This window comes from Paenibacillus sp. YN15, assembly GCF_003285005.1.
Taxonomy (GTDB): Bacteria; Bacillota; Bacilli; order Paenibacillales; family NBRC-103111; genus Paenibacillus_AR.
Genome location: NZ_QMFA01000033.1, coordinates 21,508 through 47,221, shown reverse-complemented (window position 1 = coordinate 47,221; position 25,714 = coordinate 21,508). Strand labels below are relative to the sequence as shown.

General features: G+C 55.0%; 21 protein-coding genes and 1 other annotated feature. Of the genes, 15 read left to right on the top strand and 6 right to left on the bottom strand.

Annotation, left to right across the window (positions count from 1 at the left end; translation table 11 throughout):
• Positions 1-126 precede the first annotated feature (126 nt).
• The 8 genes from DQG13_RS22015 to DQG13_RS21980 all read left to right on the top strand — a co-directional run bounded on the left by DQG13_RS22015 (position 127) and on the right by DQG13_RS21980 (position 9,186).
• Positions 127-1,437: an amidohydrolase gene (locus DQG13_RS22015; RefSeq protein ID WP_113022225.1), complete on the top strand. Its 1,311-nt coding sequence runs from the start codon at positions 127-129 to the stop codon at positions 1,435-1,437.
• A 51-nt stretch (positions 1,438-1,488) separates the two neighbouring features.
• Complete coding sequence (locus DQG13_RS22010) at positions 1,489-1,989, top strand: cell wall elongation regulator TseB-like domain-containing protein (protein WP_113022223.1); 501 nt, start codon at positions 1,489-1,491, stop codon at positions 1,987-1,989.
• Positions 1,990-2,504: 515 nt separating this feature from the next.
• Complete coding sequence (locus DQG13_RS22005; protein ID WP_113022221.1) at positions 2,505-3,038, top strand: hypothetical protein; 534 nt, start codon at positions 2,505-2,507, stop codon at positions 3,036-3,038.
• Complete coding sequence (locus DQG13_RS22000; protein ID WP_113022219.1) at positions 3,031-4,557, top strand: AAA family ATPase; 1,527 nt, start codon at positions 3,031-3,033, stop codon at positions 4,555-4,557. Before DQG13_RS22005 ends, DQG13_RS22000 begins: the two co-directional genes overlap by 8 nt.
• Before the next feature lie 303 nt (positions 4,558-4,860).
• Positions 4,861-5,742 (top strand): 3-hydroxyacyl-CoA dehydrogenase family protein, encoded by an 882-nt coding sequence (locus tag DQG13_RS21995; RefSeq protein WP_397334013.1) that lies wholly within the window; start codon positions 4,861-4,863, stop codon positions 5,740-5,742.
• A complete protein-coding gene (locus tag DQG13_RS21990) occupies positions 5,739-6,947 on the top strand; it encodes an acetate kinase (protein ID WP_113022215.1) in 1,209 nt (402 codons plus the stop codon). The genes DQG13_RS21995 and DQG13_RS21990 overlap by 4 nt, the downstream gene beginning before the upstream one ends.
• 32 nt (positions 6,948-6,979) lie before the next feature.
• Complete coding sequence (asnS, locus tag DQG13_RS21985) at positions 6,980-8,275, top strand: asparagine--tRNA ligase (RefSeq protein WP_113022213.1); 1,296 nt, start codon at positions 6,980-6,982, stop codon at positions 8,273-8,275.
• A gap of 182 nt (positions 8,276-8,457) precedes the next feature.
• Positions 8,458-9,186, top strand: coding sequence for a DnaD domain-containing protein (locus DQG13_RS21980; protein WP_113022212.1), 729 nt, complete (start codon positions 8,458-8,460; stop codon positions 9,184-9,186).
• Positions 9,187-9,483: 297 nt separating this feature from the next.
• Here the strand turns inward: DQG13_RS21980 and DQG13_RS21975 are convergent, their stop codons facing one another.
• The 4 genes from DQG13_RS21975 to proB are packed head-to-tail and all read right to left on the bottom strand — an operon-like array spanning position 9,484 to position 13,428.
• Positions 9,484-10,143, bottom strand: a complete 660-nt coding sequence (locus DQG13_RS21975) for an MtnX-like HAD-IB family phosphatase (RefSeq protein WP_113022286.1) — start codon at positions 10,141-10,143, stop codon at positions 9,484-9,486.
• Complete coding sequence (gene proC, locus DQG13_RS21970; protein ID WP_113022210.1) at positions 10,143-11,000, bottom strand: pyrroline-5-carboxylate reductase; 858 nt, start codon at positions 10,998-11,000, stop codon at positions 10,143-10,145. Before proC ends, DQG13_RS21975 begins: the two co-directional genes overlap by 1 nt.
• Before the next feature lie 50 nt (positions 11,001-11,050).
• The gene (locus DQG13_RS21965) at positions 11,051-12,298 is read right to left on the bottom strand and encodes a glutamate-5-semialdehyde dehydrogenase (protein ID WP_113022208.1); all 1,248 of its coding nucleotides are present in this window, start codon (positions 12,296-12,298) and stop codon (positions 11,051-11,053) included.
• Between the two features lie 29 nt (positions 12,299-12,327).
• Positions 12,328-13,428, bottom strand: a complete 1,101-nt coding sequence (proB, locus tag DQG13_RS21960) for a glutamate 5-kinase (protein ID WP_113022206.1) — start codon at positions 13,426-13,428, stop codon at positions 12,328-12,330.
• A 48-nt stretch (positions 13,429-13,476) separates the two neighbouring features.
• Positions 13,477-13,692, bottom strand: a binding site (T-box leader).
• 448 nt (positions 13,693-14,140) lie between these two features.
• On the opposite strand from proB, the gene DQG13_RS21955 reads away from it, so the two are divergent.
• Positions 14,141-14,929: a carbon-nitrogen family hydrolase gene (locus DQG13_RS21955; protein WP_258525808.1), complete on the top strand. Its 789-nt coding sequence runs from the start codon at positions 14,141-14,143 to the stop codon at positions 14,927-14,929.
• Positions 14,930-15,202: 273 nt separating this feature from the next.
• On the opposite strand, the gene DQG13_RS21950 is transcribed toward DQG13_RS21955, so the two are convergent.
• Positions 15,203-15,895: a hypothetical protein gene (locus DQG13_RS21950; RefSeq protein WP_113022202.1), complete on the bottom strand. Its 693-nt coding sequence runs from the start codon at positions 15,893-15,895 to the stop codon at positions 15,203-15,205.
• A 711-nt stretch (positions 15,896-16,606) separates the two neighbouring features.
• On the opposite strand from DQG13_RS21950, the gene DQG13_RS21940 reads away from it, so the two are divergent.
• Complete coding sequence (locus DQG13_RS21940; RefSeq protein WP_113022199.1) at positions 16,607-16,990, top strand: hypothetical protein; 384 nt, start codon at positions 16,607-16,609, stop codon at positions 16,988-16,990.
• A gap of 18 nt (positions 16,991-17,008) precedes the next feature.
• Here the strand turns inward: DQG13_RS21940 and DQG13_RS21935 are convergent, their stop codons facing one another.
• Positions 17,009-17,965 carry a LysR family transcriptional regulator gene (locus DQG13_RS21935; protein ID WP_113022197.1) on the bottom strand — a complete coding sequence of 319 codons (957 nt, stop codon included), beginning with the start codon at positions 17,963-17,965 and terminating at the stop codon, positions 17,009-17,011.
• 198 nt (positions 17,966-18,163) lie between these two features.
• On the opposite strand from DQG13_RS21935, the gene leuC reads away from it, so the two are divergent.
• The 5 genes from leuC (at position 18,164) to DQG13_RS21910 (ending at position 25,432) form a co-directional block, all read left to right on the top strand.
• A complete protein-coding gene (leuC, locus tag DQG13_RS21930) occupies positions 18,164-19,573 on the top strand; it encodes a 3-isopropylmalate dehydratase large subunit (RefSeq protein WP_113022195.1) in 1,410 nt (469 codons plus the stop codon).
• Between the two features lie 76 nt (positions 19,574-19,649).
• Entirely contained in the window at positions 19,650-20,258 is a 609-nt protein-coding gene (leuD, locus tag DQG13_RS21925; RefSeq protein ID WP_113022193.1) for a 3-isopropylmalate dehydratase small subunit, read from the top strand.
• Between the two features lie 221 nt (positions 20,259-20,479).
• A complete protein-coding gene (locus tag DQG13_RS21920) occupies positions 20,480-22,084 on the top strand; it encodes an N-acetylmuramoyl-L-alanine amidase (protein ID WP_113022191.1) in 1,605 nt (534 codons plus the stop codon).
• Between the two features lie 14 nt (positions 22,085-22,098).
• Complete coding sequence (locus DQG13_RS21915; RefSeq protein ID WP_113022189.1) at positions 22,099-22,668, top strand: GerMN domain-containing protein; 570 nt, start codon at positions 22,099-22,101, stop codon at positions 22,666-22,668.
• A gap of 46 nt (positions 22,669-22,714) precedes the next feature.
• Complete coding sequence (locus DQG13_RS21910) at positions 22,715-25,432, top strand: S-layer homology domain-containing protein (RefSeq protein WP_181592917.1); 2,718 nt, start codon at positions 22,715-22,717, stop codon at positions 25,430-25,432.
• Positions 25,433-25,714: the final 282 nt, after the last annotated feature.

Sequence of the window (25,714 nt, the reverse complement as noted above, 5' to 3'; positions counted from 1 at the left end):
TACCATATTCTCTGTACCGTATGCAATGGAACTTTTCTTGATTTTCCCTTCCCGGCATTGTAGAGTGAAGAAAAGAGATTGCCAGCGGCATCCATGATCCGCGGCATCAGGAAAGGGGTTTAGCGGATGACCAGACTGATTATCGAAAATGGGGTTTTTGTCACCGGCGACGCAGCGCGTCCGGTGGTGCAGGGATATATGGCGGTAGAGGGCGACCGGATTGTTGAGCTTCAGGAAGGCGCGTACCGGCAGCAGACCACTGACGAAAGCGGGAACGTCCAGCGTTTTGACGCCCGCGGCAAGCTGTTTATGCCCGGATGGGTGAATACCCATGGACATGCGGCCATGGCTTATTTGCGCGGCTACGGGGATGATTTGGCGCTGCAGGTGTGGCTGTCGGAGAAAATGTGGCCCAATGAAGCCAAATTTACTGCGGAGGATGTGCGGTACGGAACTCTTCTCTCCATCCTGGAGATGATGAAGGGCGGCACCACCACTTTTGTGGACATGTACGATCATATGGACGAGGTAGCCAAGGCGGTGGAGGAATCCGGCATCCGGGCTGTGCTGGCCCGGGGCGTCATCGGCCTGTGCCCGCCGGAGGAGCAGGACCGGAAGCTGCAGGAGGCTATCCGTTTTGCCAGAGAGTGGAACGGCAAGGCCAACGGCAGAATCACCACCATGATGTCGCCCCACGCTCCGTATACCTGTCCGCCCGAATATATCGAGCGCATCGTCCAGGCAGCCCATGATCTGGACCTGCCCATCCATATCCACATGTCCGAGACAGTGCGCGAGGTAGAGGAGAATGTGGCCCAATACGGCTTGCGTCCGGCCGCCCACCTGGAGAAGCTGGGGGTGTTCGGACGGCCTTGCCTCATCGCCCATGGGGTCCATTTGACGGATGACGAGATTGATATTCTGTGCCGTTATGATGTCCGCATCAGCCATAATCCCGGCAGCAATCTGAAGCTGGCCAGCGGCGTGGCCCGGGTGCCGGATCTGCTTGCCGCGGGACTGCTGGTTTCCCTGGGCACCGACAGCTCGGCCAGCAACAATAACCTGGATATGTTCGAGGAAGCGCGGTTGGCCGCCCTGATTCATAAAGGCGTCTCCGGCGATCCCACCGCCGTCCCGGCAACGGTAGCTTTCCGCATGGGGACGGCGGACGGGGCCAAGTCTCTGTGGCTGCCGGACACCGGCGTTCTGAAGCCGGGCATGAAGGCCGACTTTATCGGGCTGGATAATAACCGTCCCCATTTCTATCCCCGGACGGATTATGTGTCCCATATCATTTATTCCGCATCCGCAGGGGATGTCACCGATGTGTGGATTAACGGCAAGCAAACCGTGAAGAATGGGGAATGCCTGACGCTGGACGAGGAGAAAATCAAGGTGGAGTTCCAACGCCGCTATGAAGGAATTATCGGAAGATAAGCCTCGCATCAAGCCGTTTGCGGATGCTTGGCCGTGAAGAGGGATGGGAGAATGAGCCGCTGGAAAAAGAATGTGCTTCTGGGGACCGTCTGCGTTATTGTGCTGCTCCTGGGACTGGTTGTTTATGTGGAGCGCTTGACCTCGGGTGAATGGCAAGAGAAGAAGGAGGCCGTTCTGGCCGCCTACAGCCAGACCATGTTGGTCAAGGCCGACCGGGTGGACACCTTCGTGGGATCGGAGACCTGGCGCATCGTGTTCGGGGAGGACAAACTCCAGAAGAAGATGATCGTATGGATCGGCGAAGAATCCGGCATTCATGCGGAGTATGAGTCTGCCGGCGTATCCATGGACAGTGTTACGGAGAAAGTGGCCTCGGCCGATCCCGCAACCCGGATTATCCGGGTGACTCCGGGCAAGCTGGCGGAGGAGCTGGTGTGGGAGGTTTATTACGAGCGCGAGCAGGAAGACGGGCGGGAAGCAGGCTTTTACGACTATTACCGGTTCGCCGACGGCCAGCTGCTGGATACCTACAAACTGGGAGCAAGAGGTTGAAAGTTTGTCAAGACACCTGAGAGGGTGTCTTTTTTGCGTGCAGATGTTCCATGGTAGGGGCGCAGATGCAGATGTTTCGCCGATGTTCCACGGATGTACCGCGGATGGGTCGTCGGTTGCGGACAGAGGAGCCGTTATTTTCGGCATGTAGCCCTTTTCCGGAGTTTCGCGGACAGACGATTCGTTATTTCTCGTCCGAAGCATGGAGAACCGCTATTTTTTCACACTTAACGGATTCTGTGTCCGCACCGGAGAAAAAAAGGCGGATTTTTGCGAAATAACGGAACCATGGTCCGTCCAATCAGCCGTCCACGTGATGCAGGAGTCAGGAAACGCCAATTCAGAGACTACACGGCAGAGATGAAGTTTTTCTCACTTCCGTTCCACAATTTAGCCAAGCAGTATTCACAAAGTTGATATACTCTAGTGTATAAAAAAGTGATATACTAATCTCTATATTAGTATTTATTCTAAATAACGAATCCTTTTCAATTAATAGGAAGGGGGACATACCCTTGAAACTGAAAGCAACGCCTATTCTGATTGCAGTTGCCGCATCTGCAGCCGTATTGTTCGGCGGTTGGTTCATTTATCATAGTGTCGCGCTTGAAAGCCCCTTGAATCATGCGCTGAATGAGACAGCCGGGGTTGTGGACTACAAAGCCAGCATCTCCGGGGAAAAAACGGTATTTCAAGTGCAGCTTGACAACCAAGCCAATATACGTGAAATTGTTCACAAAATTAACCAAAAAAACGATGAGGTAGCCGGCAACCGCGTACCCGAAATTAAAGTGAGCAGCAATACGTCGCCGGAGCTGGAGGAATGGTGGTCCACCGCTTTGTTCGATGTGGCCCAGGCCATGGAAACCAAACGCTACGCCGACATTCCCGCGGCCTTGGAGGCCAAAGCAGGCCAGCTGCAAGGGCTGGCAGTGCAAACCGAGATGGATGACAGCAATGTGTATGTGCGTCTGACGGAAGGGGAGCATGTGAAGTTTGTGATTCTGCCGCGCAGCGCTGCCAAGATGGGAGTGTGGAGCTATGATTAAATACGGGAAGGAAATTGTCATCGGCGTTGTGCCGGTTGTCATTATATTTCTTGCCTTTCTTGGACTGAATGTGATCCCTATCGTTTTTATGGGATTGATAGCGGGAGCGCTTTTTATGATCACCAAGGCCAGGACGGGCGGGGCTGCGGCAGTAAGCGGCGTGGACCGGAAATCCAAAAGCCGGACTCCTTCGTACATGACCTTCGAGGATATCGGAGGCCAGGATCGGGCCAAGAATGAGCTGAAGGAAGCCTTGGACTTTATTATTAAGCATGAGGATATCAAACGGCTGGGCATCCGCCCGCTGAAGGGCCTTCTGCTGGAGGGGCCTCCGGGCACCGGGAAAACCCTGATGGCCAAGGCCGCGGCCCATTATACCAACTCCATATTCGTTTCCGCTTCGGGATCGGAGTTTGTGGAAATGTATGTGGGTGTCGGCGCCAGCCGGGTCCGCGACCTGTTCAAGGATGCCCGGAACCGGGCCCAGAAGGAAGGCAAGGACAGCGCCATCGTCTTTATCGATGAGATCGATGTGATCGGGGGGAAACGCTCCGGCGGCCAGCATAAGGAGTACGACCAGACGCTGAATCAGCTCCTGACGGAAATGGACGGCATCCATACCTCGGACAGCCCGCGGATTCTCCTGATGGCGGCCACCAACCGCAAGGAAATGCTGGACAGCGCGCTGCTCCGCCCCGGCCGGTTCGACCGCCACATTACGGTGGATCTGCCGGACCGCAAGGGCAGATTGCATATCTTGAAGCTCCATGCCAGGAACAAACCCTTGGAAGAGTCGGTTGATCTGGAAAAGGTAGCGGACGAGACCTTCCAATTCTCCGGCGCCCAGCTGGAAAGTGTGATGAACGAAGCGGCCATCTACGCCTTGCGGGACGGTCTGGAAAAAATCAGCCAGCAGCATCTGTCTTTGGCTGTGGACAAGGTGATGATGGGCGAACGCTCGGACCGGGAAGCCTCCCGGGAGGAGAAAATCCGGGTGGCCTATCATGAACTTGGACATGCCATTGCCGCGGAATTGCTGAAATCCGGCTCCGTCTCCCAGGTTGCCCTCTCCCCGAGAGGCCAGGCGCTGGGGTATGTGCGGCATAATCCGCAGGCGGAACAATACCTGTACACCAAGGAGTACATCGAAGAGAAGATCATGATCGCCCTTGGCGGCGCCGTTGCCGAAGAAATGTTCTACGGCGGGCGCAGCACCGGCTCACGCAATGACTTCGAGCAGGCCCTGTCCATGGTGAAGAACATGATGGACGCCGGGCTGACCCGGCTGGGCATTATCGACCGGGAGATGATGACCAAGGAGGAGCTGATGAAGGAGAATGCGGCCATTATGGATGAGCTGACCACCCGTACCCGCACCCTTCTGGAGCAGCACCGCCGCGTGTTCGAGCAGTCCCTGGATATTCTTCTCCGGGAGGAAGTTATGTCCGGAGAGCAGTTCAGAGCCTTGCTCAAGGAAAAAATGTCGGCAGTGGAAGAACTCAAGAACGTTTCCGCTTAATGCCAAAAAAAGGCGAAAACTTAAGAAAAGTGGGGAGACCAGCTTGCACTCCTCACTTTTTTTTCGTATGCTTAGAAAGGGCCATCATCTATTATTGTCGAAATATCGAATGTTTGTCTTCATTCGACCCCAAGCGGATGGAAAAATGGTATGATAGCTCATGGCAGAAAAGCTGACCTGGATCTGCACGTCCGGGAGGCTTTTTCTTTGCGAATCGGATCTTGGGGCTTGGATACAATGTAAAAGAGCCCGGTTTGCATTTGCAAACGTGTGAATGTCCTACATAAATATAACAAGGAATGGGTGAAAAGAGTGCAATTCAAACGGATTGGTGTAATTGGGGCCGGCACGATGGGCCAAGGCATCGCCGAAATGCTGGCGGTGAAGGGGATGGAAGTATTCCTGGTGGAGAAAACCCCTGAAAAACTGGATCAGGCTTGGGACATGATTGTGGTCAGCCTGGACAAGCAGATTGAAAAATGGGCCATTACGGTCTCTGAAAAGAAGCTAATTCTCTCCAAAATCCACAAGGTTTATGCCTTGGATAAGATTGCCGAATGCGATATGGTGATTGAGACCATCAGCGAGGATCTGGAAGCCAAGAATGAAGTGATCCGCAGCCTGGACAAGATTTGTCCGCCGGAAGTGATTCTGGCCAGCAATACCTCCACACTCAGCCTGACCCAGTTGGCAGCGGAAACCACGCGTCCCGACCGGGTTATCGGCATGCACTTCCTGCATCCGGTGGCCAAGATCGATCTGGTGGAAATTATCCGCGGCCTGAAAACCTCCGAGGAGACCTTCCAGCTGACCCGCCAATTTGTCGAGGAGACCATTACCAAGAAGGGAATTCAGGTTTACGAATCCCCGGGCTTCGTGACTACCCGTCTGGTATGCACGCTGATCAACGAAGCGCTGCATGTGCTGGCTGAAGGGGTAGCCTCTGCCGAGGATATCGACTCCGCCATGAGAATCGGCTATGACTTCCACTACGGCCCGCTGGAAATGTGCGACCGCTTCGGTCTGGATGCCGTTCTGGCCGCCATGGAAGGCATGTTCCGCGAATTTGGCGACATCAAATACCGCCCGAGCTTCCTCCTGAAGCAAATGGTCCGCGCCGGACAACTGGGCACTAAAGTAGGACAAGGATTCTTCCGCTATGACAAGGATGGTGACCGTCTGTGAAAATTCTCGTAGTTAACGCAGGTAGCTCTTCTCTCAAATATCAGCTGTACGACATGAACGATGAATCCGTGCTGGCCAAGGGCCGGGTAGAGCGGATCGGCATGGATACCGCCATTCTGGTGCATGAGCCCACCGACAAGCCGGAGCTGAAGGAAGTCAGCGAAATTCTGGACCATAACGTGGCCATCAAGAAGGTCGTCGATTGCCTGATTCACCCGGAGCATGGCGTTATTTCCTCCATCAATGAGGTTGAAGCCGTGGGACACCGCGTGGTGCAAGGCGGCGACCTGTATTCCGAGTCCGTACTGGTGACTCCTGAAGTCAAAGCCGGCATTACCAGCCTGTTCGATCTGGCGCCGCTGCACAATCCGGCCCATATGATGGGGATTTCCGCTTGCGAAATCAACATGCCGGGTGTGCCGCAGGTTGTGGTATTCGATACAGCTTTCCACTCCACCATGCCGGAGAAGGTCTTCATGTACCCGCTCCCGCTTCGTCTGTACAAGAAGCACAAGGTGCGCCGCTACGGCTTCCACGGCACTTCCCACTTCTACGTTAGCCAAGTGGCCGCCCAATTCCTGGACAAGCCGCTGGAAGAAACCAAGATCATCACCTGCCATATCGGCAACGGCGGTTCGGTAACTGCCGTTCTGGGCGGCAAGTCCTTTGACACCTCCATGGGCATGACCCCGCTGGAAGGTCTGATGATGGGTACCCGCAGCGGCGACATCGACCCGGCGATCATCCCGTTTGTCATGGGCAAGGAAGGCATCGGCCCGATGGAAGCCAACTTCATGCTGAACAAGCACAGCGGCCTGCAAGCCATCTCCGGCGGCTCCAGCGACATGCGCGAAATTGTTGAAGGTATGGAGAAGGGCGACAAGGGCTGCACTCTGGCATACGAAATGTATGAATATCGTGTGCGCAAGCAAATCGGCGCTTATGTAGCCGGTATGAACGGTGTGGACGCCATCGTCTTTACGGCAGGTGTCGGCGAAAACTCCAGCGTTCTGCGTCAAAGCATCCTGGAGCAGCTGACCTGGATAGGCGTTGAAGTAGATCCGGAGCTGAACAAAATCCGCAGCGGAGAGCCCCGCGTGATTACCAAGGAAGGCTCCCGTGTGAAGGTTCTGGTCATTCCGACCAATGAAGAGCTGGTTATTGCCCGCGACACCCTCGAAATCGTTAAGAAATCCCATAAATAATCCAGTCACTATATTTTCGGGAGGCTCTCTATATGGCAGTACAGTGCATGATCCGGGAGGTCGGCGCCCATGCGGGTGAAACCGTCCGCATCGGCTGCTGGCTCCACAATGTGCGGTCCAGCGGTAAAATCGTATTTCTTCAATTGCGCGACGGTTCAGGCTATATCCAAGGCGTTGTGGTGAAAAGCGAAGTCCCCGAGGAGGTTTGGACGGCTGCCAAGTCACTGACTCAGGAAAGCTCTCTTTATGCCACCGGTGTGGTCCGTGAGGAACCCAGAAGCCAAAGCGGCTACGAGCTGACCGTTACCGGAATTGAAATCATCCAGATTACACAAGACTATCCGATTACCCCGAAGGAGCACGGCGTGGATTTCCTGATGGATCATCGCCATCTGTGGCTGCGCAGCCCGAAGCAGCGGGCCGTGCTGATCATCCGCGCGGAGATTATCCGGGCGGTGCAGGAGTTTTTTGATACCCGCGGCTTCAAGCTGGTGGACCCGCCGATTCTTACTCCGTCTTCATGCGAGGGAACTACGGAGCTGTTCCATACCAAATATTTTGACGAGGATGCCTTCCTTACCCAAAGCGGCCAGCTCTACATGGAGGCTGCTGCCATGGCGTTGGGCAGGGTGTATTCCTTCGGACCCACTTTCCGGGCGGAGAAGTCCAAAACACGCCGCCACTTGATTGAGTTCTGGATGATCGAGCCGGAAATGGCGTTTGTGGATCTGGACGAAAGCTTGCGCATCCAGGAGCAATTCGTCTCCCATGTGGTGCAGACGGTGCTGGCCAATTGCCGCAAGGAGCTGGAGGTTCTGGAGCGGGATATCTCCAAGCTGGAGAAGATCACCGCACCGTTCCCGCGGATTACCTACGACGATGCCATCAAATTCCTGCAGGAGCATGGGCATGACATTCCGTGGGGCGAGGACTTCGGCGCGCCGCATGAAACGGCCATTGCCGAGAGCTTCGACAAGCCGGTGTTCATTACCCACTATCCTACCAGCATCAAGGCGTTCTACATGAAGCCGGACCCGAACCGTCCGGAGGTTGTATTGTGCGCCGATATGATCGCGCCGGAAGGATATGGAGAGATTATCGGCGGCAGCCAGCGGATCGACGATCCCGAGCTTCTGGAGTCCCGTTTCACCGAGCATGAACTGTCCAGGGAAGCGTACCAATGGTACCTGGATCTGCGCAAATACGGCACTGTGCCCCACAGCGGCTTCGGCCTGGGGCTGGAGCGCACCGTCGCCTGGATTTGCGGTCTGGACCATGTGCGGGAAACCATTCCGTTCCCGCGGCTTCTGTATCGTCTCTATCCATAACAACGTCCCCCAAAAGTGAAGCGAAGCTGACGAAGCGTATTCCGATTACTTTTGGGGGAGCCCCCGGTAAAAGCGTAATCACATCACTTTTAGGGGAACAGTATACTGCACATCGATTGGAAGAGCCTTGACTATTCGGGGCTCTTTTCCCATAGAAAGATATGGCGGGAGGGAACCAGGGGATGAGCAACTTTATGGATCAATGGAAGGAACTCCGGGATGGGGTGATGGTCGGACTGCGTTCCGGCTCCATCGCCATTCCCATGCTATTATTGAGTGGTTATGCCAAGCTGGACTTATCCGAATCGGAGGCGATGCTCATCCTGCAGCTCATTGGCTTCCGGGAACGGGAGCATAAAGATTTCCCCACCCCGGGGGAATTGGCGGATCGGATGAGTCTGACGGAGGAGAAGGTGTCCGCCACGCTGCAAAAGCTGATGAAGGAAGGGTTTATCGGCATCGATGAAGCTACCGATTCCCTGACGGGGATGCGCTATGAGCAGTATAACCTGGATGGCTTGTGGACCCAGCTGGCCATGGTGATTGCCATGGAAACCCGGCAGGAGCAGGAGACGGAAAAAACGGGGCCCGCTGCAACAAGTTTATCTCCGGAAGCGCCGGCCGGCGCCAAAAAAACAGACCGCGCCAAGCAGGAGGGGAACATCTTCCTTCTGTTCGAGCGGGAGTTTGCCCGGCCCTTGACGCCGATGGAAATGGAGACCATTACGGGATGGCTGGATCAGGACCGTTACCCGGTGGAGCTGGTGCATATGGCCCTGAAGGAAGCGGTATTCGCCGGAAAGATCCACTTCCGGTACATTGACCGGATCTTGCTGGAGTGGAAGCGCAATAAGGTGTTCACCCTGGAGCAAGCCAAGGAATACGCCCAGCGTTTCCGCGGCGGAAGATGAGAAAAAGCCTTGACGATGGAGCTTGCATCCCGTCAAGGCTTTTTTAGTAGAGAGGGGTTCCAAGGTTTATTAACATGACGAGGTTTAGCCACGCATCAGAGGCGTTAACCCAGCCGGACAGAGGTTCCGCAATTAAGCTGAAAATCGGCAGTTTTTTATTTATGCGGACAGAGAATCCTCTATGAAGCGAAAAAGAGCCGGATTGAGTCGTTTTTCAGACGAATAGCGTATTGTGAGTCCGCGAAATTTTCTAAATCGGAAGAATTGGCAAAATAACGGATTTATAGTCCGGATAGCTCAACCAAGAGCGTTCGGAAATTGCCGGATCACATCGTGGAAGGTTTCAAACGGCAAATAAGGCATTTGCAGGCGGCGGCATTCCTCCTCCAGATGGGAACGGGCAAAAATCAGATCCGCAAAAGCGGCCCCGGCAAAATCGGTAATGCTGTCGCCGATCATGATCCGGTAATATTCCTCCTGGGGATATTGCCGCATGACTGTGCTTTTACACATGCCGCAGTCGCTATGGCAATGCTCGTCGCAGGGATGGGAGGAGGTGACGCGGATATGCGTTCCGTTGAAATCCGTGCTGTTGCAATAAATTTTCGACTGCGGGATTCCCAATGGCTCAAGGGCAGGATAGAGGATAAAATCCATGCCGCCGCTGGTCACAAGAAATTCCACGTCCCGTTCCTGGCAAAAATCCAGGAGCTCCCGAAGGCCGCTTCTGATCTGGAGCTGCCCTTGAACAAATTCCGTCAGCTGGGGGCGGAGGGCGCTGGGAAGCAAGGCAAACAGCGCCTCCACCCCTTCGCGGATGGAGTATTCCTTGGCGGCAATGCACTGCAGGATTTCCTCCGCGCCTTCAGGCCGGAAATGCTTGAACAGCTCTATAATGTTATCCGTCAGCGTAATTGTTCCGTCAAAATCGCAAAATATCACCGGCTTGCGTGTCATCATAAGCTTTGCCGCACCTCTTGGCTGAGCCCCTCGCCGATTTCCGCCGCGCGGGTGACACAGCGGACAATGCCGGCCTCCACGGTGCCGCTTAAATCCCGCCGCTGAAACTCCTCAATGGCCGCCTGGGTGGTGCCGTTGGGGGAGGTGACCTTGCGGCGCAGCTCAGCCGGCTCTTCGCCTGTCAGTTTGACCATGGAGGCGGCGCCCAGCACGGTTTGAACAGTCAGCTCCTTGGCCAATTCAGGGGAAAGGCCTCCTTTGATGCCTGCGGCAATCATCGACTCCATGAAATAATAGGCGTATGCCGGCCCGCTGCCGGAAATGCCGGTGAGGATGTTCATCTGCTCTTCCGAGATTGGATAGGCTTCGCCGATAGCGCGGAACAGGGACAGGGCCATATTCTGCTGGGACTCCGTTGCTTCCGGAGAAAAGCAGAGCCCGGTAGCGCCCAGGCCGATGGAGCTGGGGGTATTGGGCATGGCGCGGACCACCGGCATTCCTTGGGGCACAAGCAGAGAGAGGGTGTTAAGGGACAGTCCCGCCACCAGGGAAACCAGAAGCTGTGACGGCTTCAGAAAGCCGTTGAACTCCCCGAAGGCCTGCCGCACATCCTTGGGCTTCATGGCCAGAATCACAATATCGGCCTGGCGGATGAAGCTTTCCTTTTCCTCAGGCGTAAAAGCGGCATGGACTCCGTAGGTATCCCGCATTGCGGCAAGATGGGCGGCGTTGCTGCGGTTCATAATATAAATTTGCTCCGGCTTGACGGTCTGTTGCTGGATCAGGCCTCCCCAGATAGGCTCGGCCATCGACCCGGCGCCGATAAAGGTAATGCTTTTGCCTGTAAGCGGCATGGAACTCCACTCCTTTTATTAATCTTCTATATGGTTTCGGGGGATTTTTTCTACCCGCGGATTTGGCCGCTTCCGTATACCAGAAACTTCGTGGAGGTTAATGCGGGCAGCCCCATGGGACCCCGGGCATGAAGCTTCTGGGTGCTGATGCCGATTTCCGCGCCGTAGCCGAACTCGAAGCCGTCGGTGAACCGTGTGGAGGCATTGTGGTAAACCGCCGCCGCATCCACCTCCTGCAGGAAGCGCTCCGCCCGTTCCGGATGCTCCGTTACAATACACTCGGAATGCTGGGTGCCGAACCGGCGGATATGCTCCAGCGCCTCGTCCAGGCTCTCCACAATGCGGACATTCAGAATATAGTCATTGTATTCGGTAGCATAGTCCTCTTCCGTTGCTTCCTCCATGGGACCGGCGATGCGGATGGAGGCGGGGCAGCCGCGAAGCTGGACGCCCAAGGTGCGGAAGGTTTCCGCAATGCCCGGCAGATACGCCTCGGCGAAATCCTCGTGCAGCAGCAGGGTTTCCATGGAGTTGCAGACGGAAGGCCGCTGCACCTTGGCATTGACGGCGATATTGAGCGCGATAGTCGGGTCAGCAGTTTCATCCAGATAGGTGTGGCAAACGCCTGCGCCTGTTTCGATAACAGGAACAGTGGCATTGGCTACCACCGTCTGGATCAGCATACGTCCGCCGCGGGGGATGACCACATCCAACAGGCCATTGAGCTTCAGCATCTCATCCACGGAAGAGCGGTCGCTGGAGGTGACCAGCTGCAGCGCTTCAGGCGGAACTACGGTGGAAGCCAGAGCAGCTTTAAGCACCTCCACAATCCGGATGTTGGAGCTTAAGGCGTCCGAACCGCCGCGCAGCAGTACGGCATTGCCGGCTTTCAGACAAAGACCTGCCGCGTCCACGGTTACATTGGGTCTGGCTTCGTAGATGATGCCGATAAGCCCCAAGGGCACACTGACTTTCCGGATAATGAGACCGTTGGGACGCTCGAACTGGTCCAGCACATCTCCTACAGGGTCGGGCAAACCAATAATTTGCAGCAAGCCCTCGGCAATGCCCTGAATCCGTTTCTCATCCAGCGCCAGCCGGTCCAAGAGGGAGTCGCCGATGCCGTTTTGCCGGCCTCTGGCCAAATCCTCCTGATTGGCGGCGATAATCGAGGCGCTCTCCCGGACCAGAGCGTCCGCCATAGCCCGCAGGGCGTCATTTTTCTGGCGGGTGGTCAGCTTCGCCATCCGGATGGAGGCATCCTTTCCCAGCAGCGCTTTTTGTACAACTTCACTCATCGTCAAGCCCTCCCTATAGGTTTAAAATGTTATTCGGATAAGGTAATCCATTCATCCCGGTGAATCACTTCGATGCGGGAAACATCCACCCGCTTCTGTACTTCCTCGGTGCTGAGCCCGGCCACAGCCTTCAGCTGCCAGGATTCGTAGTTGACCACGCCCCGGCCGATGACGCCGCCGTCGGGATTCACTACCTCCACCACGTCCCCGGGATGAAAATCCCCTTCGACACCGGTTACCCCTGCGGGCAGCAGGCTTTTGCCTCCGGCGAACAGCGCCTTTTCCGCTCCGGCATCGACGGTGACAGTGCCATGGGGAACGGACAGAAAGCCAACCCATTGTTTTTTGATGGGGAGCTTGCTCAGGCTGGTGGTGAAATAAGTGCCTTTGCCGGTGCCCTGGACAGCAGCGATCAAATCTCCCGGCTCCGTCACCTGGCCGATAAAGACGGGAACCCCGCCTCTGGTGGCAACACGAGCCGCGTCCAGCTTGGAGCGCATGCCCCCGGTGCCGACAGAGGAGCCTGCCCCTCCGGCATATTCCAGAATTTCGCCACTGATGTGATCTACTTGGCCGATGCGCACAGCGGACGGGTTTTTCCGGGGATCGCCGGTGTACAAGCCGTCCATGTCGGTGATGATCACCAATTGGCGGGCCTTCACCAGATTGGCTACCAGAGCGGAAAGAGTGTCGTTTTCGCTGAATTTCAGCTCTGCCACCGACACGGTGTCATTCTCGTTGATAATCGGAACAATGCCATGGGCCAGCAGCTCCTCAATGGTCATAAGCGCGTTGTGGCCCCGCTGGCGGCTGGAAAAGTCGGTGCGGGTCAGCAGAATCTGGGCCACGGCGATTCCGCTTTCCTGAAAGGCCTCGTGATAGGCCTGCATCAAGAGCGCCTGGCCTACGGCAGCGGAGGCCTGCTTCTCATGCAGCAGCTTGGGCCGTTTGGCGTAGCCGATGGTGGTGAAGCCTGCGGCTATGGCGCCGGAGGTAACCAGGAGCACCTGGTGGCCGGACTTCTGCAGGGCGGCCAGCTCGTCGGCGAAGAAACGGACCTTGCTCCGGGTGAGGCCCCCCTCCGCCGAGGTAAGCGAGCTGCTGCCGATTTTGACGACGATTCGGGTCATACCATCAACTCTCCTGTAGGCAAAATAAAAGACCTTCGTCCTTCATGCGCGAAGGACGAAAGCCTTGGCTTCCGCGGTACCACCTTGGTTGGCGCCGGTCGGCGCCCTCTTAAGTCCCTGATAACGGCAGGGGCCGTTCAACTCGTCGTTGACCGTTCAGGGGCGGGTTCCGCTGTTACCTTGGTGGCGGCAGGCTCTTGCAGCCGGGAAGCCTGCTCTCTGGTCGCCGGGAAGACAGCGTACTATTCCCATCGGGACGTTATTGTAATAAAGTTCTTTTGTTAAAGATAGCATCCTGGGGCGGCTTTGTAAAGTAGGGAAGCCGTCTTGGAGGGAGCTGCCGAAGGGAGTATCCAGCCATGGGCGGGTGGTTTTTGCGCTTACGGAACTCAGAGACGCTTAAAGGGTAAATATCCGGCAGCGGGGGTTTTAATGGAAATGAGACGCTCTTAGCTGGGGTGTGGCGACCGGATAAGGCGCTAACGGTTGCTGATTTCCGCTGTCCGGCAAAAACCACCGAAATCTGCTTATAAAGCAGCATTGCTCTTGCCAAAACTGCTGTACCGGCAGCCCACAGGAGAAACAGGTTCCACGCGGCTGCGTGTCGTTGGAAATTTGCTGCGTAGAGCCTCCAGGAGAAACTCTTTCATTGCAGAAGCGCAACACCGTCCATTAAAATGAAGAAAAGCGTAGCTGAAAGGAGGGGAATAGGATAACCCGCATCAGCCTTTTGCAGATGGACATAGCCTTCGGCAATGTGGAGGAAAATTACCGGAATGGGGAGCGGCTGATCCGAAAGGCCGCCGCCGCGCCCGAAAAACCCGGGCTGCTGGTCCTTCCCGAGCTGTGGGACACCGCATATGATCTGGAGCGGCTAGAAGAGCTGGGGGATTGGCAGGGGGAACGGGTCCAGGCATGGGCAGGGGCATTGGCCCGGGAGTTAAACGTATCCATTGCCGCCGGCTCCATCGCCGAAAAGCGGGAGGACGGCATCCGCAATGCCGGCTTCGTCGTGGACAGAACCGGCTCAGTTGTTTCCCGCTATGCCAAGCTGCACCTGTTCGGCCTCATGGGGGAGGACCGGCATCTCACTGCCGGGGAGAGTCTGGAGCTGGCAAAGATAGAAGGGCTGACTGCCGGCATGATGATCTGCTACGATTTGCGGTTCCCGGAACTGGCCCGAGCCCTGACGCTGGAGGGAGCCGAGCTACTTATTGCCCCTGCCCAATGGCCGAAGCCGCGGCTGCACCATTGGCGGATCCTGGTTATAGCCAGAGCTATCGAAAATCAGGTGTTTGTCGCCGCCTGCAACCGTGTGGGAACAGGAGGCGGGCAGGAATTTTTTGGGCACTCCATGATCGTTGATCCTTGGGGTGAGGTTCTGGCGGAAGGGGATGAAGAGGAATCGATTATTGCCGCTTCCCTGGATCTAGGCCGGATAGCAGAGGCGAGAGAACGGATACCGGTCCTCCGGGACAGGCGGAAGGATATGTATAATTAAGCCAGGGCAAGCACCAGAAAGGTAAAGAAATATGCAGTTCATAGAGACTGCCGCGAAAGAAGCAGGGGCTTTTTTCGCGGCAGCACAAGGATTTTGCAGCAACTTACTTTGCATGCTTAGCAACAAACCATACTATCCTCTCCCGTCCTGCAAAAAGTGCATCTATTTTTCGCTAAAACCGACAAACGGCTGGAATCTGCAGGAAATACATGCATTTCTGCATTCTGATCCCTCGCTTAGCGGCTGTCCCACAACATACATGCACTTTTACATTCAGTAGAAGACGATCATTTCTTGCGGAGTGTTCCCGCCGGTGATGGCAATGATATTTCCATTGGCATCCTTGGCGCGCATCTGTGAAGAAGGGCCGCTATCCAGAAAAATGGCGTCTTCGAAACTGTAGCCGGCCTTGATCGCGGCGCGGAATTCTCCCGGCAAGCATCCTGTGGTAGCGACAATCCCGTATACAACTGGGGAGGGATGATTCGTGTAAGCCAACGCGGTTCGCTGGGTTGACCAATCAGGAGAAGGAAGTTGTTGCGCCTGCATAATGGCCTGCCAATTTGCATCATTATTCAGACTCATGCTGATGCCTCCCTGGGCCCAATAATTCCCGCGCTTGACAACGGTAATATCCGTATATCTGTCGGTAATCTGATGGTTCACATTGTTTTCCGCGCCGTCAAAGACAATATTTCCCTTGTCCAGAGAGTTTGAGTTATCTCCGACATTATAACGTCCTCCATAGCTGAATGACGGCTTTAACGGATAGTCATTGACTACGGAAATAGATAACAAGTCACCATTTCCAGCGTAGAAACTCCCGTTAATCCCCCAATAATTGCTTTGATCAGGAACCTTGGAGTTAATCGTCTTGAGGGTGACATTGGCGGCCGGAGCGCTGATGACATGGAGAGTGATAGACTTCCCGTTCACAGTTACTGTTTTACTAGAATACACAGACATATACATACCTCCCGATGTGTAAGATAGATGCTGAATGTTCATAGAGCTGTCTGAACGATTACGATATCAAGTTATTCTACTTGGGACGGGATTGAACCGGTCAAAAGCTGAATTTGCTATAATAGAAAATAGATTCATACAGAAAAAACTAGAATGTTATGGAGATGATGGAGATGAAATGGATGGGAAGCTTCATTATGTCTTTGTTGATCGTGCTGGTGATACCGGCATGTGACCGTGGGGCAGAGGCTCCTTCTGCGGTAAATCTGAAGGAGGCGCGCTATTTTGACGTAAGCTTGTTTCCCGCAGAGCAACAGGAGATGGTTGCGATCATTAATCAGCATGAGAAGGCGTTGAATGAGAGAGACGAGTCAGGTTTGGTAGCGACTTACGCTTATGCGGATCCTGCCTACCTGGAGAAACAGCCTAAGTCGTACTATGATTTCCGAACCAAGGAGTGGGNAAGTCGTATTATGATTTCCGAACCAAGGAGTGGGTCACTTACATACTGTCGCTTGATAAGATTGAATGGCATAAGTCGGATGATGGTCAGCAAATGGAAGCTCGTGTTTATAAAAAGGTAATGGTTAACAACGAGATGAAAGATGAGGGAACGCTGTTTGTCTTTCACCTGAAAGAAGGTCACTGGAGACTGGTTTTCCTGGATTAGAATAACCACTATATGGTCTGGAGATGATGGAGTGAAGTGGATTGGCGGCCTCATTTGCGCTTTTGATAATTGCGCTGGTGATACCGGGATGTGACCACGGGGCAAAGGCTCCTTCTGCGGTAAATCTGCAGGAGGTGCGTTATTTTGATGTAAACTTGTTTCCCGCAGAGCAGCAGGAGATGGTTGCGGTCATAAATCAGCATGAGAAGGCGTTGAATGAGAGAGACGAGTCAGGTTTGGTGGCGGCTTATGCTTATGCGGACCCTGCTTACCTGGAGAAACAGCGCAAGTCGTATTATGATTTCCGAACCAAGGAGTGGGTCACTTACATACTGTCGCTTGATAAGATTGAATGGCATAAGTCTGATGATGGTCAGCAAATGGAAGCTCGTGTGTATAAAAAGGTAAAGTTAACAACGAGATGAAAGAGGAGGGAACGCTGTTTATCTTTCATCTGAAAGAAGGTCGCTGGAGATTGGTTTTCCTGGATTAGAATCATCGCTCCCGTTGTCCATCACCTCCCGCATGACGCCCATAAACGCCTCCGCCGCTTTGGAAATATACCGGCCCTTCCGGTAGGCGGCCACCAGTGTCCGGTAAGGCCGTTCCTTCAATTGAAGATAGGCGGGGCGGAATGAGCTGCCGTGACCCAACGCGATCATGCTGGGCACAAAGGCGATGCCCATGCCGGCGGCAACCAGAGACTGAACCGTCTCAATATTGCTGCTTTCAAAAACGATCCGCGGTTCGAAGCCGTTGGAGCGGCACAGCTCCAGGGCGATCTGCCGGAAGCCCTGGCCCCGCTTCAGGACAATAAAGGCTTCATCCCGAAGCTGGCGGATGCCGACGACGGCAAGCTCCCCAGCCTTCTTCGCCAGCGGATGGGAGGGAGGAACCGCAAGCAGAATTTCCTCGTCCAGGAGCGGCTCCCAGCTTAGGTTGGAGTCCATGACCGGGAGGGTCAGCAGGCTGATATCGGTGCGCCCGGCGGCGGTCAAATTTTCCAATACATTGGTGGTATCCTCGATCAAATGGATTTCGATGCCGGGAAAACGGCTGTGAAAAAGAGGCAGCACCCGGGGCAGCACATGGGACCCGGTAATGGGGAGGGAGCCAACGTTCAACCGTCCCTTTTTCATATCGGAAATATCCTCCATCTCCCGCTCCAGCTGGCCCACCATGTCCAGGATCATCTGGGCCTTCTCCATAAAGGCATAACCCGCATGGGTCAGCTCCACGGAATTGGTATTGCGCTGGAACAGCAGCACCCCCAGCTCCTTCTCCAGCTTGGACAGCTGCTGACTTAACGAGGGTTGGGCGATGTGAAGCTTTTCGGCGGCGCGGGAAAAATTTTTCTCGGCGGCAATTTGCAGGGCGTATTGCAGTTGGCGCAGTTCCATGATGAAGTCCTCCGTCAGGTCAGTTGGTTTATAGTCAAGGGTTTTATAGCTGAAAACTATAACGATTATAGATATTATATCTTGGATCAATGAAGAGATTCAATGCTATGATAGCAGCAGAGGAAACCGCTGAACCTGCCGGGAGGCGGTGGCGGCGTGTAGAGATAGATCATCAGGATAACGAAGAGGTGGCTAATGATGAGCAAAAAAACCATGTTCGAGAAAATTTGGGACAATCATGTTATCTACCAGGAGGAAGGCAAACCCAGCATCATTTATATTGACCTTCAGCTGGTGCATGAGGTCACATCTCCCCAGGCTTTTGAGGGCCTGCGGCTCACCGGGCGGAAAGTGCGCCGTCCCGATCTGACCTTCGCAACCATGGACCACAATGTTCCCACCAAGGACCGCTATAATATTACCGACCCGATTTCCAAGCAGCAAATTGAAACGCTCTCCAAAAACTGCGCCGATTTCGGCGTAACCCTCTTTGATCTGGACCATATCGATCAGGGCGTGGTTCACGTTATGGGCCCGGAGCTGGGGTTGACCCACCCCGGCAAAACCATTGTTTGCGGCGACAGCCACACCTCCACACACGGAGCCTTCGGGGCCCTTGCCTTCGGCATCGGCACCAGCGAGGTGGAGCATGTGCTGGCTACCCAATGTCTCCAGCAGGCGAAGCCTAAGACACTTGAGGTCCGCATCAACGGCAAGCTGGCTACCGGCGTTACCGCCAAGGACCTGATTCTCGGCGTTATCTCCCAATACGGCACGGATTTTGCCACCGGCTATGTCATTGAATATACCGGCGAGGCCATCCGCGGCCTGTCCATGGAAGAGCGGATGACCGTGTGCAACATGTCCATCGAAGCCGGCGCCCGGGCCGGACTGATCGCCCCGGACGAGAAAACCTTCGAGTACCTGCGGGGACGTCAATATGCGCCCCAAGGGGAAGCCTTTGAGCAGGCCATCAGCGAGTGGAAGAACCTGGTTTCGGATGAAGGCGCCGTGTATGACCGGGTAGTGGAATTTGATGCGGACGCCCTGATTCCGCAAGTGACCTGGGGAACCAGCCCGGGCATGGGCGCAGGCATCACCGACACCGTTCCGGTGCCGGGCGAATTCACCACCGAGAATGAACGCAAGGCGGCCGAGAAGGCCATTGAATATATGGGACTTATGCCGGGGACGCCCATGTCGGATATTCCGGTGGATGTGGTCTTTATCGGCTCCTGCACCAACGGCCGCATTGAGGATCTGCGGGCGGCCGCCAAGGTAGCCAAGGGCTACAAGGTAAGCCCCAAGGTGCAGGCCATGGTGGTTCCGGGTTCCGGCCGGGTGAAGGCCCAGGCGGAGAAGGAAGGGCTGGACAAAATCTTTACCGAAGCGGGCTTTGAATGGCGCGACGCAGGCTGCAGCATGTGCCTGGCCATGAACCCCGATGTGCTGGTGCCGGGCCAACGCTGCGCCTCTACCTCCAACCGCAATTTTGAGGGCCGTCAGGGACGGGGCGGACGCACCCATCTGGTATCCCCGGAAATGGCCGCAGCGGCAGCCATCAACGGCAAGTTTACCGATGTGCGCAATTGGCAGTTCTTGGCCTAAGGAGCAAGCGGCCGTGCAGCGGCCGGACCATTTTTCTGTTCGTATATGAAATCAGCGCCGAAAGGAGTTTTCCATCATGGAAGCTTTTAAAACCCATACAGGTCTTGTAGGCCCGGTTGACCGCGTCAATGTGGACACCGACGCCATTATTCCCAAGCAATTTCTGAAACGGATCGAACGGACCGGCTTTGGCCAGTACCTGTTCTTCGAATGGCGGTTCGACCAGGAGGGCCAGGAAATTCCCGAGTTCAACCTGAACAAACCCCGTTACCAAGGGGCTTCCGTTCTTCTGTCCCGGGCCAACTTCGGCTGCGGCTCCTCCCGGGAGCATGCGCCGTGGGCGATTCAGGACTACGGCTTCAAGGTGATTATCGCCCCGTCCTACGCCGACATTTTCTACAACAACTGCTTCAAGAACGGCATCCTGCCCATCAAGCTGAGCGAGGAGCAGGTGGAAGAGCTGTTCCAGCGGGCGGCTGCCCAGGAGGGCTACCGGCTGACCGTGGATTTGGAGAACAAGGTGATCACCGACAATGCGGGCTTGAAGATTCCCTTCGACCTTGACGAGCACCGCCGCCAATTCCTGCTGCTGGGCCTGGACGACATCGGCCTGACCCTCCAGCATGGGGACGCCATCACCGCTTACGAAGACAAACATGCCTACCGGCTGGGCGCCAGGGCTTAACGGCAGACGGACCGGCTGATATGCAGCACAACAATACTCCCTGTCCATGAGGATAAGGGAGTTTTTGTCGTCTGCGCGGACGCTGCCGTAAGGCATTTCGATTTTGTGGGGATTTTCTTCCAAAGTACGCAACAAAATGCGCTTTCCCGCGTCTATATGTTGACGGTACAGAGGCTTTTTTTGCCAGGCCCTGTCGCGAGAACAGCATGCAGAGGTGAATCATGAGGAAACTTGTAACAGCGTTGGTCGGTGCTGTATTGTTGGTGCTGATGTGGAGCGGAAGCAGCGGGACAGGCTATGCCGCGGACAACCAGGTCCGGCTTTTCCTGAACCGTCTGGAGCTGAAGCCCGAGGTGCCGCCGCGGATTGTCAATGAATTGACTCTTGTTCCGGTCCGGATTATTTCGGAGGAGATGGGGGCAGAGGTTTCCTGGAATCAGGAGAAGCAGCAGGTTACCATTCAGCGGGACGGCATGCTGCTGCAAATGGCCATCAATAACCCTGTCGCCACCGTAAACGGAACCGCGTTCGAGCTGGAAACCGCTCCTATTCTGGACAAGGGCAACACCCTTTTGCCGGTTCGTTTTGTCACGGAGAATTTGGGCATGGATGTCCAATGGGACAACCTGACCCGTTCCGTATTCCTGTTTGACAATGGCGATTCCATTCCGGTTTCAACCGGAGAAAGCACGGCGCCGCCCAAGGCGGGAGCTTCGTCTTCTCCTGGGGCAACGGTTCAGCCCAGCCCCGCTGCAACGCCTAACCCGTCGCCTGCCGCCACACCTTCGGTTTCTCCCTCGGCATCGGTCAAGCCGTCCGTTTCGCCGACATCCACCCCGTCGAATTCGCCATCGTCGTCGGTTAAGCCAACCGCCACGCCTTCACCCGGCTCTACGGCTGCTCCCGGCGTCACACCGGGAATATCTCCATCCCCAGGCTTGGATACTCCCATTGCCGTCATCCATACCATTAGCCTCGAGGATGGGCGCATAACCATATCGGCAGACCAGGCGGTGCCGCAGCCGGTATTCAGCCATTTGACTAATCCTTCGCGTCTTGTGATCGATTTACCCGGCGCCCGGCTGGCTCAAACGGTGAACGGAAAGGCCGTCGGATCAATGAATGAAATGCCGCTTGCAGCCGAGTTTGCCGAGCGGATCAGATTCTCCCAATTTCAGGATCAGCCGCCTACAGTCCGAATCGTAGTCGACCTGAAGCAGAAAATCGACTATACTTTATTAGAAGGCAAGAACCCGGCCGAGCTTTCCATCGCATTGAAGGGGTATAATTTCCTCGTTGTGCTGGATGCAGGCCACGGTGACGGAGATCCCGGGGCAATCTCCAAAATCACCGGCCGTAAGGAGAAGGACTTTAACCTGTCCATGGTGCTCAAGATCGCCAAAGCGTTGGAGGGCATCCCCAATCTTCAGGTGAAGCTGACCCGGCAGGACGATACGTTTGTGGAACTGAACGAAAGAGCCGATTTCGCCAACCGTCTGGATGCGGATGTATTTGTGTCCGTACATGCCAACAGCTTCAGCAAGGAAACCATAAGCGGAACGGAGACCTATTACTCCAGGGATGAAAGCCGCGCTTTGGCAGACATTCTGCACAACCGCATTTTGCCGGCTACAGGCTTTAATGACCGGGGCGTGCGCAAAAGCGATCTCCGGGTAACCCTGCGGACTGTTATGCCTGCGGTGCTTTGTGAAATTGGCTATCTTTCCAGCCCTGAAGAGGAAGCCGCTTTATTTACGGAGAAGCTCCAGCTCCAGACAGCAGAGGCCATTGCCGCGGGCATCCGGGAATATTTGCAGATTCCATAAGGAGGGATTGATACTTGAACAGAAAAATGTGTGCAATGCTGGGAGTTGCCGTTTCCCTTGCGCTGGTAGCCGCGGGCTGCGGGGCCAAGGAGAGGAATGCCGCTTCCACTACCGCAGCAACCGGCACGCCGGCCGTATCGGCGGCGCCCTCCCAGTCCACCGCTCCGGCTACGCCGTCGCCTGCACAGGAGAAGGAACTGGCCATCAAGGCTTATTTCGGCCAAGCCAACGGCGACAATACAGCTCTTGTGGAGAAGCAGGTGAGCATCAAGTTCGATAAGGACGAGAACAAATATCTGGCTGCTTTGAACGCCCTGAAGAAAAGCCCGTCCACGGATGCAGTCTCCCTGTGTCCCAGAACGACCTTTTTGTCCGCGAAGCTTAATTCCGGCAAGCTGTCCGTCAATTTGAAGCTGCCCGATGAGGACAGGCTGGGCTCCGCCGGAGAAGGGCTTTTGCTGGATGCTTTCCGCAAAACCTTATTTCAGTTCAACGAAGTGGAAACCTTTGAAATTCTTGTGGACGGCCAAAAGCCCGATTCCTTGATGGGGCATTTTGAGCTTCCCGAGTGGTTCAAGCGCTAATCCGGCACTACCCCGACATAGACAGATAGAGAGGAGAACAATGACTTTGAAGAAAAGAGCGACAAAAGCTGCAATTGTCTTGCTGACAGCAAGCATGACTCTGGGCGCTCCAGCCCTGGCTGCCCTTGACACCAACGTTCCCCAGTCTACAGTTCAGAATGTCTCCGCCAAGCCCAATCTGAAATTCACCGATGTGCCGCTTTCCCATTGGGCCAACAAGTACATAACCAAGCTGGCCCTGCTGGGGATTGTGGACGGCAAGTCGGCGGGAATCTACGATCCCGGCAGCTCGGTGACCCAAGAGGAAGTGATTACCATGCTGGTCCGGATGCTGGGGCTGGAGCAGGCGGCGAGGGAGCTTTCCTCCTTTGCTTCCGATCTGGAGATATCCGACTACGCCAAGATGTATGTGTTTATGGCTCTGGAAAAGGGGATTATTCAGTATCCCGAGGAATCGGCCACATCGGGAGTTGGCTGGGGCACCCGCCCGGCCTCCCGGGAGTGGGTGGCCAAGCTGGTGATCCGCGCCATCGGCAGGCAGGCCGAAGCCAATGAGCTGGCCGGACAGGCTACCCGGTTTGGAGATGACGGGGACATTTCCGCCTCCACCAGAGGCTTTATTAACGAGGCGGTGGCGCTTAAAATTGTAGACGGGATGGATGACGGCACCTTCAAACCGGCCAAGTCCGTCACCCGCGCCGAAATGGCCACCTTCCTGAGCCGGACAAGCCCCTACATGGATTCTACCGATATTTCCGGTCTGGGCATTGTGGAGAGCGCTACCGACAAAGCGGTAGTGCTAAGCGATGATTACGGCGATCAGAAGACCTTTGCTTTTACCGCGGACACCGTATTTTACGGGTACAACCAGTCTACGCCCGCCGCATCCCAGCCCTTCAAGCAGGGCAACAAGCTGTTTATTGTGGTAAAGGATGCCAATGTGGTGTATGCCGAAGTGGTGGAAGAGAACGGGAAAGCCGCCAATGTGCTGGAGGGCACGCTGGTGAACCTGGATTTTAACACCTCCCAAATCGTGATGAAGAGCAACGGCAAGGAAATTACCGCGCAAATCCAGATTCCCCTGTCCATTGTGGACAAGGACGGCAAGGGGCTGGCGTCCAGCGAGCTGGTGCCGGGAACCGTGCTGGAGCTGAACAGAACCGGCAGCAAAGCCAAATACACCTCCATAATCGTCAAGCATATTCCGCTGAATAAAACGGCGGAGGGCGTGATCCAATCCGTCAACCTGACGGACAAAAAGATCACCATTCTGGAAACGGACGGCTCCACTGCCACCTATCCGATGGCCAATACGGTTACTTATTACGCAGGAACCGCCGGCGGAGATATTTCGGCGATTAAAGCCAAGGACAAAATTTCCTTCGTCATCGATACCGATGTGCTGACGGAAATGACCATGCTGGCTGCCTACGAGCCGCCCAGCGACAAGGGCAGGATTTCCGATATCAAGGAAGACAAGAACTACTTGTACATTACGATTATCCGTTCGTCGGACGGCAAACCTGCCTCCTATACCTTCGACAGCAATTTGAAGGTGAATATTTCCGGCATGGAATATACCAGCTTCAGAGATCTGGAAGTGGATGATGAAGTGAAGCTGCTGCTGGATGACGATAACAAGGTTATTGAGGCGGTTGTGACCAACCGCGCCCTGCAGACCGAATTTATGAATACGGTAGTCAGCTACGATTCCAAGAACAGATACTTGGTTGTCAAAAACCAGGCAGGCAAAACCGTCTTCTATGAGCTGTCGGATTCCACTGTGTTTGAGCTGTACGGCTCTACAACCACCTTTACTCTCGGAGCATCCAATCTGACCGAAGGCAAGAAGATCGATATTTTATCCTCTTCGGAAAACACGGTGAAGAAAATCAGCATTGTATACAACTATCAGGGCACCATCGCCCGGGTATCGCCGCTGGCCAGAACCATAACCCTCCAGGTAGGGGACCAGTATTTGACCCTGACTCTGGGCACTGGCGTGGGCATTGTAATCCCGAATAAATCCAATCCGGCTATAACCGATCTCATCGTCGGAGAACCGGCGACCATTATGCTGGACTCCACAGGCACCAATATCAGCATGGTGGAGGTTTCCCGCTCTTTCCTGGTGTACCTGGCCAACAAAAGCGGCTCTAACCGGCAGTTGACCCTGCAAGACCAGTTGAACGGGTCATCTACTATCACCATTCCGTATTCGGCCAAGATCTACAACATGAGCGGCCAGGAAATCCCCATTGATTCCATGTCCAATGAGGACCCGTATGTCCTGTATTACAAGGGCAGCACCATTGAGAAGGTGCAGGCGGCTCAGGTATCCAGAGGCAATGTGCTGGCAGTGGACGCGGCAGCCGGCAAGATTACCATCTCCGAGGCGGGCTCCGCCGGCAAGACGCTGGAGGTGGGCACTGCCGCCGTTGTGAAGCGCACAAGCCTTTCCGATACCACGCTGGCGGATCTGAAGGCCGGCGACCGGATAGAAGCCGTAAAAGGGCAGGACGGGGTGTATACGATTTATACCGCCACCGCCATGACCCGCAAGACCGATTATTACGATACCGCCACAAGCAATCTGTATATTCTCCGGGAAAGCCTGGGCGAAGCGCGGAATTATCCTTTCCATTCCAAGGCGTATATTCATCAAGGCACCATATCTTACGCGCCTGCAAGCATCCCTTCCGGCAAAACCGTAACGCTGTATCTGATCAACGGCAAAATTGTGGAAGTGGATATTCAGTCCTGATCCGTTTTTCACATCCATGTGTCCTGAGCCGCCAAGTATGCGGGATATCCGCTTGCTTGGCGGTTTTTCCTGCCTAAACCCTCCCCCAAAAGTAACAAAACGCTTCGGGTACTTTTGGAGGAGCCCCGCAGGGGAAAGCGCCAAGAGCCGACATTTCGCGTTAAATCTTGCCATTGTTCCGAAAATATTCGATTTTCTTTGAACTATTGCATTGATTTACAAGCTGATTTTCGTTAAACTTTGGTTTATCTAAAATAATTCTTGACGTTCTGCAGGCATCAA

Bases quoted from the DNA above. Each gene is read 5' to 3' on its own strand.
- proB (WP_113022206.1), bottom strand. From the start codon at position 13,428: ATGACCCGAATCGTCGTCAAAATCGGCAGCAGCTCGCTTACCTCGGCG.
- proC (WP_113022210.1), bottom strand. From the start codon at position 11,000: ATGCCGCTTACAGGCAAAAGCATTACCTTTATCGGCGCCGGGTCGATG.
- leuC (WP_113022195.1), top strand. From the start codon at position 18,164: ATGAGCAAAAAAACCATGTTCGAGAAAATTTGGGACAATCATGTTATC.
- DQG13_RS22015 (WP_113022225.1), top strand. From the start codon at position 127: ATGACCAGACTGATTATCGAAAATGGGGTTTTTGTCACCGGCGACGCA.
- DQG13_RS21920 (WP_113022191.1), top strand. From the start codon at position 20,480: ATGAGGAAACTTGTAACAGCGTTGGTCGGTGCTGTATTGTTGGTGCTG.
- DQG13_RS22000 (WP_113022219.1), top strand. From the start codon at position 3,031: ATGATTAAATACGGGAAGGAAATTGTCATCGGCGTTGTGCCGGTTGTC.
- DQG13_RS21935 (WP_113022197.1), bottom strand. From the start codon at position 17,965: ATGGAACTGCGCCAACTGCAATACGCCCTGCAAATTGCCGCCGAGAAA.
- asnS (WP_113022213.1), top strand. From the start codon at position 6,980: ATGGCAGTACAGTGCATGATCCGGGAGGTCGGCGCCCATGCGGGTGAA.
- leuD (WP_113022193.1), top strand. From the start codon at position 19,650: ATGGAAGCTTTTAAAACCCATACAGGTCTTGTAGGCCCGGTTGACCGC.
- DQG13_RS21980 (WP_113022212.1), top strand. From the start codon at position 8,458: ATGAGCAACTTTATGGATCAATGGAAGGAACTCCGGGATGGGGTGATG.
- DQG13_RS22010 (WP_113022223.1), top strand. From the start codon at position 1,489: ATGAGCCGCTGGAAAAAGAATGTGCTTCTGGGGACCGTCTGCGTTATT.
- DQG13_RS21950 (WP_113022202.1), bottom strand. From the start codon at position 15,895: ATGTCTGTGTATTCTAGTAAAACAGTAACTGTGAACGGGAAGTCTATC.
- DQG13_RS21975 (WP_113022286.1), bottom strand. From the start codon at position 10,143: ATGACACGCAAGCCGGTGATATTTTGCGATTTTGACGGAACAATTACG.
- DQG13_RS21965 (WP_113022208.1), bottom strand. From the start codon at position 12,298: ATGAGTGAAGTTGTACAAAAAGCGCTGCTGGGAAAGGATGCCTCCATC.